The sequence below is a fragment of the Pseudanabaena sp. FACHB-1998 genome (assembly GCF_014696355.1).
GTDB lineage: Bacteria > Cyanobacteriota > Cyanobacteriia > Pseudanabaenales > Pseudanabaenaceae > Pseudanabaena.
This window is the reverse complement of sequence record NZ_JACJQA010000015.1, coordinates 59110-68909: the sequence shown is the minus strand read 5'-3', so window position 1 is coordinate 68909 and position 9800 is coordinate 59110. Positions and strand designations below refer to the sequence as shown.

The following is a 9800-nucleotide window of genomic DNA, read 5'->3' as shown; positions in this document are numbered from 1 at the left end:
CATTTCGATAACTAACTTAAAAAAATGTAAAGATAAAATCAAAATAATAAGTTCTTATGGGATCATTATTATTAATTATTCTAGGCTAAATTCAGTATTACTTCATTTAGCTTTTTGGGCGGCTAACTTTGGTAAGCACACTGACTATTTTTGGTTTGTGACTTTTATCTTTCGATAATCAGTTTCAGTTCTGTTTTTGCTTACATAATCGTTAGAGGCTTCATTATGTCACGATCAATCCGTCGATCGCTGTTTGCCTATTTCTTGGTTAGCTCTTGCAGTTTGTTGCCTATAAATGCACAAAGTGTCGTCCTAGCTCAAATCGTCCCAGATCAAAGCACGGCAACAGAGGTCAAAGGCAATGCGATCGCTCCAGTCGGTGCGGGTACTGTGAATGGGAGTAACCTCTACAATAGTTTTGATAAATTTAATGTTCCCAATTCTGGCGTAGTTTTTAATACTGGCAACTCTTCGGTTGATGGTAGCAAAATTAATAACATCATCAATCGCGTTACGGGTGATACTCCTTCGCAAATATTAGGAACTATCGAAAGTCGTGTGGCTTTTCCTAATGCAAATCTGTTTCTAATGAATCCTAATGGTATTGTTTTTGGGAAGGATGCAAGGTTAGATATTGGTGGTTCTTTTAATGTTTCTACAGGGACAAGTTTAGGTTTTGCGGGCGATCGCCAGTTTAGTGTCGATAAGGCGGTTCTGGATTTCCCTAGTGGCAATCCGCAAAATATTCAGTTTGCGGTTTCTCAACCTGCGGCGATTATCAATCAGGGCAATTTATCGGTTGATGCTGGTAAAAACATTTCGTTTACGGCGGGTGCGATTGTTAATTCGGGGGTTTTGACTGCGCCTAGTGGTAATGTGGCTTTGACTTCGGTTGCTGGTGGGTCGGTGGTGGATCTGCGATCGCCTCAGCTGGTGCTTGGGCTAAGTGTGGTCAAAAATGCTGTGCCGTCGGATTGGAATGGCAGTATTACGACTTTGCCGAAGTTAGCAGAATTATTGACGGGTAAAGCTCAGCAAGGCGATCGCGTGGTGGTGAAGCCCGATGGTTCTCTAGCGATCGTGGTTTCTCCTGCGGTGGATCAAGTTCCTGTGACAAATGGAACTACGGTTGTTTCGGGAGTTATTAATGTTAGTTCTGCTACTTCTCAAGGGGGGAATGTTGGGATATTTGGCGATCGCGTGGCTCTTGTTAATTCTCTAATCACAGCAAATAGCGGTAATGTTCTAATTGGCGGCGATTTCCAAGGTAAGGGTGTTGTACCGAATGCTCAATTTACTTATTTTGATAATAAGTCTGTTGTTGATGTGAGTGCTTTGACTAATGGGAATGGGGGTAAAGTAATTGTATGGGGCGATCGTGCTACACAATTCTTGGGAACCATCTTCAGTAAAGGCGGCGCAATTATTGGTGATGGCGGCTTTGTCGAGGTTTCGGGCAAAGAGAATCTTACTTACAATGGAATTGTCAATACATTAGCGACTAATGGCAAAACTGGCACTTTGCTCCTCGATCCTACTGATATTACGGTGGTTGCTAGTGGTGGATCTTTCCCAAATTTGGCGAGTGTTAATAATTCTGCTAATCCTGATGTTTTGCCAAACACTCTGAGCGTAGGCTTGATTAACGGTTCTGCTAGCAATGTAGTTCTGGCGGCTACAAATAATATCAATATCAGTAGTATTTTTGGTATTGAGATTGCAACATCAGGTGTGAGTTTTACGGCTCAGGCAGGAAATGACATCAATCTCTTAAGTAATACACAGATTAGGACAATTGGTGGTGATATTAACTTAACCGCAGGTGGCAATATTACAGGAACTGGCACTTCATCAGTTATTAGGACATTTCGTGGTGGTGATATTAACTTGCTTGCAGGAGGAGCGATTAGCGGAATTCAATTTATTACAGATACTAATAATGTATTAGCAATTCCGTCAGGGAATATAAAACTGCAAGCCACAGGCAATATTACGACTTCATTAGCGATTCGTTCAGAATCTTCTACTGGTAACGGGGGAAATATAACTCTAATTTCTACAAGTGGATCTATTAATACTGGTTCTACTATTGGTTCAGGAACTTTTAGTGGTTCTGGTGGTAGTTTAGGTAAGTCTGGTGATGTTTTTTATCAAGCCGCAGGCGACATAACTGGTACTATTGACACAAGTACATTTAATTCTGGGCAAACTGGCGGCAATATCACTCTCATTAGTTCTGGGGGCAATATCACAGCTAGTCTTTTGAGAAGTTCTAGTGGTAGTATTAGTAGTGTTCTTGATCCGACTGCTGGCAAAGTGAGAGTAGAAGCAGCAGGGAATATTACAGTATTTAACGTTAACACTCAAGGCAACTTAGGAGATGTAACTTTTATTAGTTCAGGAGGAGCAATTACGACTTCTGTTATAAATACTATTGGATATACAACTTCTGGTGGAAATGTCCTCTTACAAGCGGCAGGAAATATTACTACTGGTGGTATTTCATCTGGAGAAATAGGAATAGCAACAACTACAGTTGCGAATGGAGGAAATATATCTTTGATTTCTACTGGTGGAGATATTGTTTTTAGTGGAACATTAAAAAGTGGCAGTCTCTCTGTTAATAACAATGGAAACAGCGTCTTAAATACTTCCTTCAACAGTGGTAACATTCTCTTACAAGCCGCAGGCAACATTACTAGTAATGATATTATTTTTGCTGGAGCAACGGGACTAAACACAAATGGGAATGGTGGAAATATATCTCTAACTTCCACTAATGGCTCAATCAATATTGGCAATCAATTGCTTAGTTACAGTAATGGCGGAAATGCTGGCAACATCACAATCACTGCTCTGAATGGCAATATCACAACAGGTGGTGACCTCATAAGTCGTACTGGCACTTCAAATTTTGCTTCTGGCACGATCTCGCTTAATGCCCTTAACTTATCAATCGGTGGCAATCTAGATCTATCGGCTAGAGGCGGGACAAGTCTCGTGCCTGTAGCAGGGAATGTTGGAAATCTTATTTTAGGTGGAAATATAGCTTTAACGAAAGATATAAGCTTTTTCACGAATAGTATTGGCATTAGTGGAAATATCAACTTGGCAAATGCTAATGTCACTGGCAATAAGTCTCTCACCCTCAATGCAGGAACAGGAAATATATCATTAGGGGCAGTTGGAACTAGCACTACGCCATTGAGTAGTCTAGCGCTCACTAGTGGCAGTGTGATTCTTAACAAAGATATCTTTGCCTCTGCTTCCTTAACTTTTTCTGCTCCTGTTACTTTTGCCAATACCTTAGCGATCGCTAGCAATGGAAGTATTACTTTTAATAATAACTTTGGCAGCACGAGCAGTATTTTCAATGGAACAAATACCATTATCGCTTTGCAAGCCCTTAGTAATATTACTTTCAATGCTCCTGTAAATATCACTGCACCTAATATCAGTTTCACCGCTCAAGCTGGAAACAATATCAATGTCAACCAGAATATTACAACTAATCGCGGAAACATCTCTTTATTAGCTAATAATGGAACAACCGCCACAGGTATAGGTTCCATTCAATCAACAACAGGTGTCAATTCCTTTATTGCCACGAATGGCGGCAATTTTACGTCTACAGGTTTCAACTTCGGCAATGTAACCGCGATTGATACTACCTCATCAACTGGCGGCGGAAATATTGATATTAATGTTACGGGTGCGATTAATGCGAATCCGTCAACACTTCTCTCTGGTGTGTCAGCATCTGGCACTGGCAACGCTGGTAACATCACTTTAAAAGCAGTAGGGAATATTCAAGCTAGTGCTTTGCAAGCCGCCGATGGAGTTGGCACAAATGTAACTAATGGTGGCAATGTCACCCTTGATGCAGGTGGGAACATCACCATTGGTACACTTGGCTCGATCGCTACGCGAAGTACAGCAGGAGGCAAGGGCGGTAATGTCTTACTTAAAAGTGGCGGCTCGATTACGGCTTTAGGAACTACAGGGATTAATACTGGTGTGATCGGTAGTTCAGTCGGTGGTAGTCAAGCAGGAAATGTTACTTTTCAAGCAGGAACAACAATTAATACTGATGCAGCGATCGGCTCTTCTATCAATAGCAATACTGTGATTGGCAATGCAGGAAATATCTCCTTCACCGCAGGAGGTAATATAAATGCTACAGGAGACTTGATTGCTGCAAATTTGGGAACTGGCAATGCTGGCAAGATTGATATCACTAGTAACAGTGGTGGAATTACTACGGGTAATCTCATCGCTGCGTCACTTAATGCCTCCGCCGATATAACCCTCAGAGCCGCAACTAATATCACCACTGGTTACATTCTCGGTCTTGGGGGGACTCAGGGCAGTAACGTCTCACTGACTGCCACTGCGGGAACTATTCAATTCAATAGTACTATCCCTAGCACCCTATCTGGAGTTACGCTATCACCTTGTATTGGCTCTGTAGTTTGCACAGCCGCACTCAATGGTACTAGTGGAAATATTAACTTCTCTATAGGTGGATCTTTTAGTCCTACTTTTGATACTTCGTTCTTTACATCTGGTGGGAATATCACCATTACTGGAAATTCGGCAAATACTACTTCCCCACTGACGTTTAATACATTCTCTTCTAAAGGTGGAGGCAATGTTGATATTACTGTAGCTGGTGATATCATTAGTACTGATTTTGTTCAGTTCAATACCTATTTAATCTCAGGAGGTGCTGGAAATAGTGGTGATGTATCCTTAAAATCTACTAGCGGCAATATTAGTTTGAATAGAGTTGCTGTTGGTGATCCGAGTACTGGAGTTGTTCGCAATCTTAATGTTGATGCCTTGGGGAATATCACTCTACCAAGGATTCTTGCTGCCTCTAGAGTTAGTGATTCCAGCAATATTGTTGTCAATGCTGGTGGAAATATCACGACTGACGCTCTCCTTGCGGCAGGATTATTGGCAAATGGTGGTAATGTCCAATTAACTAGTGCTGGTGGCAACATCACCACTACTGACATTACTGTAGGTGTAGTAACAAATATTGTTAATAACATTGGAAATGCTGGTAGTATTACGATCTCGGCTATTGGCGATGTTAATTTAATTTCCGCTGATGCGAGTATTAGGGAAGATACGGCTACGGGTAATGCGGGTAAAATCAGTATCACTAGTACCAATGGATTAATCAATGCCACTGGAAATATTTCTTCTGGTGTATTCAGTTCTAGTGGTTTACCGAGCAGCAATCGTAATGGAAATGACGTGATTCTCTCTGCTAAGGGAAATGTAACTGTTTTGGGCGTAGACTCATCTTCCGTGTCTGGGAATGCTGGGAATATCAATGTTCAAGCAGATGGTAATATCAGCGTTACTGGAGGTTTTGACTCTTCATCCCAAAATGGAAGCGGCGGTGAGATTTCTCTAGCAAGTGTCAGTAATACTGGAACTGTGACGACTGGTGACATCAAGACAATTGCTTTATTTGGAAACGGTGGCAATGTCGCAATTCAGGCAGGGGGAGACATTAGTGCATCAAATATATCTACTTCTAATTTGATCTCACCAAATGGGAAAGATGGAACAAGTGGCGGCAATATCTCACTGATAAGTAAAAATGGAAGTGTGACTATTGCGGGAATAGACTCCTCTACCGCTGGAGAAGTAGTTAATCTGGGCATAGACCCGACGTTTGATATGATTACTTTTTCTGGAAAAGCTGGAGATATAAATGTTCAAGCATTGAATAATATCAAAATTTCAAGTCTATTGGCTGATAGTAGGGATGGAATTTATTCTTATGAGGAAACTATCAGCCCAAACCAAACCAAACCACTTACTTTTACCTATTACTCAGCCAGTAGAGGCGATGTGTCACTGACTGGTACAAATGTGACAGACATTAGTACTATAATTGGTAAAGAGTTAACGATTAAAGTAGCTGACTCCATTAATTTAAATTCATCAGATATAATTAGTGATACTGCTTCACTAACTAGCACTAATGGAAGTATAACAACTGGCAATTTATTTGCTGGCAATTTAACAATTGAAGCGGCTAGATCTATTGACATACTAAAAATACAAACTGGAAGCAGTTCAATCGTTAGTACAAATGGAAATATTACGATTGGCAATATTAATACTTTTCAATTGACAGTTCAGGCATTTGGCTCTATAAATACGTCTAGCATATCTGGCATAGTTGGAAATGGAACTGGATTTAATAGTATCTCGCTAACTAGCTCAAATGGAAATGTAACAACTGGCTATGTTGATGGTTCTCTCATTAGTGGCGGCTTAAATAATTTTAATGGAGGTAATGTCGCAATTCAGGCAAGAGGGGACATTAAAACTACTGGCAATGTAACACTTAATGGAATTGATTATGCAATCGGCACTTTCTCTAATGGAGGTAATGGCGGCAATATTTCTTTGATCAGTGATACAGGAGCGATCGATGTTAGCTCAGGTCGAGTAAACTCAGCTTCTACTTCAGGAACTGCGGGCAATATCACCTTCCAATCGGCAGGAAATATCACCACTGGCGCTGGTACAACGCCTAATCCAGCCGTCGCTTCTTTTGTCTCCACAGGCGGCAATGGCACACCTAACTCCATCACCTTCACTAGCGACAGTGGCTCCATTAACACCAGTCTCGGTGATATAGATGCAGGGGGTGGCGCAATTACTTTCACAGCCAGAAACAACATCACCACATCAGGCGTATTTTCCAGAGCCTTAAATGGAGGTTCGATTAACTTAGAAAGTAAATCGGGAGCGATCAATACCACCGCAGGCGACTTAACCACCACTACCCTTAGCACTGGCACTGGCGGCACAATCAATCTACTTGCAAGCGGGAACATCAGCACGCGAGGAGTATTTGCATCAGGCAATAATGGCAACATTACGATAGAGAGTAAAACTGGTAGTCTGAATACTAGCCTTGAGGCTGTATCTAGTGTTGGCAAAAACACAAACGTTACCCTCACAGCCCCGCAAGACATCATTACAGGAACAGTTTTTGCAACAGGAGATCTATCAAACCTCACCATCAAAAGTACAACTGGAATCGTGGATACCAGACTGGGAGCAATTCAAGGAGGCGTATTATCTACCCAACTGGGAAATGGCGGCATTGTAAATATTCAAGCCGCAAAAGATATTTTAGCAGGAGCAATTAACGCTCCCAACCAAAGCATAGAAGGTGGCAATGCGGGATCGATATTCCTCACCAGTGACACAGGCGCAATCACATTCACCGCAATTAGCACACGCCAAGGCACGACAACGGCGGGGAATGATGGTAATGGCGGTGTGATTGACATTAAAGCTAATGGCAACATCACCTCAACAGGAGTGGTATCAATTGCTGGGGTTCCTTCTATCTATAGTCTAATCACAGGTGTATTTAGTGCTAGTGGAAATGGAGGTTTGATTAGCCTCACTAGTACTACTGGCTCCATTAACACGCGATCGGGAGCGATCGGTACTAGTTCTCAAATAGGAGATGGCGGTAATATATCTCTCGGTAGTCCATTAGGGACGATTACTACAGGAAGTATAGAAGCTACTGGCAATATTTCGGGTAGTTCGACCCTTTTAGCTAGAGATGCGATCGCGGTTTTCGGCGACATCAATACAAGTTCAAATATCTCCAATGGCGGACTAATTTCACTTACTAGCCGAACAGGAGCAGTTTCTGTCACAGGAAATCTGACCACTTCAGCTACTGGTGCTGCTGGTAAAGTCATCGTAGATGCGCTTACTCAGATCGATGTAGGAAAAGTTAATACAAGCAGTAGCTTTGGTAATGGTGGTGATGTAATCCTTGACCCGATCGGTAACGTCACATTTGCAAGCATTAACTCCACAGGAAACACCACCATAGGCGGCACTGGTGGCAACATTAATATCGTCTCTACGGGCGGCAATGTCTTGGGAACGGGTGTTGTTACCTTTGCAACAGGTGATCCTTGCGTTGGCGCAACTATCTGTACCAATGGAGCAGGAACTGTTTCAATTCAGCATGGCATTACTTCTCCCTTTGACCTCAATACATTTTTAGTCGGTAGTGCCACTACTAATGGAACTTTAGGGACAATTATTGCAGGCGGCTCTACTATATTAAGCTTTCAAGGCATTCCCAATGGTGTAGGATTCTTTACTCAGGGCAATGTCTCTATTAATCCCGGGGGAGGAATATTTATTCCACCTCCTATTCCTATCCCTCCTACTATTCCTATCCCTCCTACTGAGACTCTTTTTCCTTCTGTTCCTATCTCTTCTTCTGAGACTCTTTCTCCATCTACGTCTTCTACGTCATCAACTTCAACTGGCACATTTATCAACCCCATCATTATTACTTCCACTCCTCCCGTAATTTCAGGTAAAAGACCTCCATCGGTAGATATCAATGACATTGCTAAGCGTTCTGCTGGAGAATATCTTGCCCTAGGTCGCTTTGAAGATGCACTTAATGAGATGGAGAAAGGTAAAATCTCTGAGTTTGAGAATTATTTGGGCGAAACCTTGACCTTCCAAGTCAAAAATCTGGAACAGATTCAAGTAGAGCTAGACGATATTTCTAATCGCTCTGGTAGTGTGACTACGGTAGTTTATCCAATCATTTTACGCGATCGCCTAGAGCTACTCATCATTCCACCTAAGGGCAAGGGCAAGCCCTTCCGTGAGTTTGTAAATGCGGCAAAAGAAAGCGCGATTAATCCTGTACTCCAAGACTTTGCGAATAATATCCGCGATGTTGGCTCACAAGACTATCTCGAGCAATCCCAAAAACTCTATGACTGGTTAGTTCGCCCCTACAGCGATCGCTTGGCAACCATCAATAGCAATGCGAAACCTGATACACAGCTTAATTCTAAGCAAAATGCTAAACCTAATGTCAGTGATAAACTTGTTCCCAGTAATGCCGAAGCACCTCAAGAGAAGTTACCGCCAACTTTAGTATTTGTCATGGATGGCGGCTTGCGGGTCATTCCCATTGCGGCTCTCCATGATGGCAAGCAGTTCTTAATTGAGAAATATGCCTTAGCTAATCTTCCTTATTTACGGGTTACTCGTCTAGAAACACGCGATCGCCGTCTTAACAATGTACTAGCAATGGGCTTAACTGAGTCTGTCCAAGGTTTTTCGCCTTTGCCTTCCGTTAAGGTTGAGGTCAGTACGATAAGCTCTCAGGTACTGAATGGTAATTCTTATCTTGATCAAGATTTCACGATCAGAAATCTCCAAGAGAAAAGACGGCAGGGTAATTTTGCGGTTTTACACCTTGCCACCCATGCCAAGTTTTTGAGTAACGAAGCTCAAGGTGCTTTTATCCAGTTCTGGAACGAGCGGCTATCCATAGACCGCATTCCGAGTTTGCGCTTTGATAGTCCCTTGATTGAGATGCTTACTCTCAGTGCTTGCCAAACTGCGGTCGGGCAGAATCTCGGCTTGGGCGGTTTGTCCGTGAGTTCGGGTGCAAAAAGTGTGTTAGCTTCACTCTGGGAAGTCTCGGATACGGGTACTGCCCCTTTGATGATTCAGTTTTATAATAGTTTTCCTGAAAACATTACTAAGGCGATCGCCCTTCAGCGTTCTCAAATTGAAATTTTGCAAGGCAAGGTCACGATCAAGGATGGCAAAATCTTTGGGCTTCCTAAGTTACCCACTGTTCCTCTTTCTCAAGTTTTTGCTGGTGAAGTTGATATTAAACATCCTTACTTCTGGTCATCTTTTATCCTAATTGGCAATTGGCTATAAAACCAAATAAGAGAAGGGCGACACTTCGT

Annotated in this window: 1 protein-coding gene; it reads left to right on the top strand. The window is 42.3% G+C overall.

Annotation, left to right across the window (positions count from 1 at the left end):
• Window positions 1–225 precede the first annotated feature (225 nt).
• A complete protein-coding gene (locus H6F42_RS06430) occupies window positions 226–9771 on the top strand; it encodes a CHAT domain-containing protein (protein WP_190398530.1) in 9546 nt (3181 codons plus the stop codon).
• Window positions 9772–9800 lie beyond the last annotated feature (29 nt).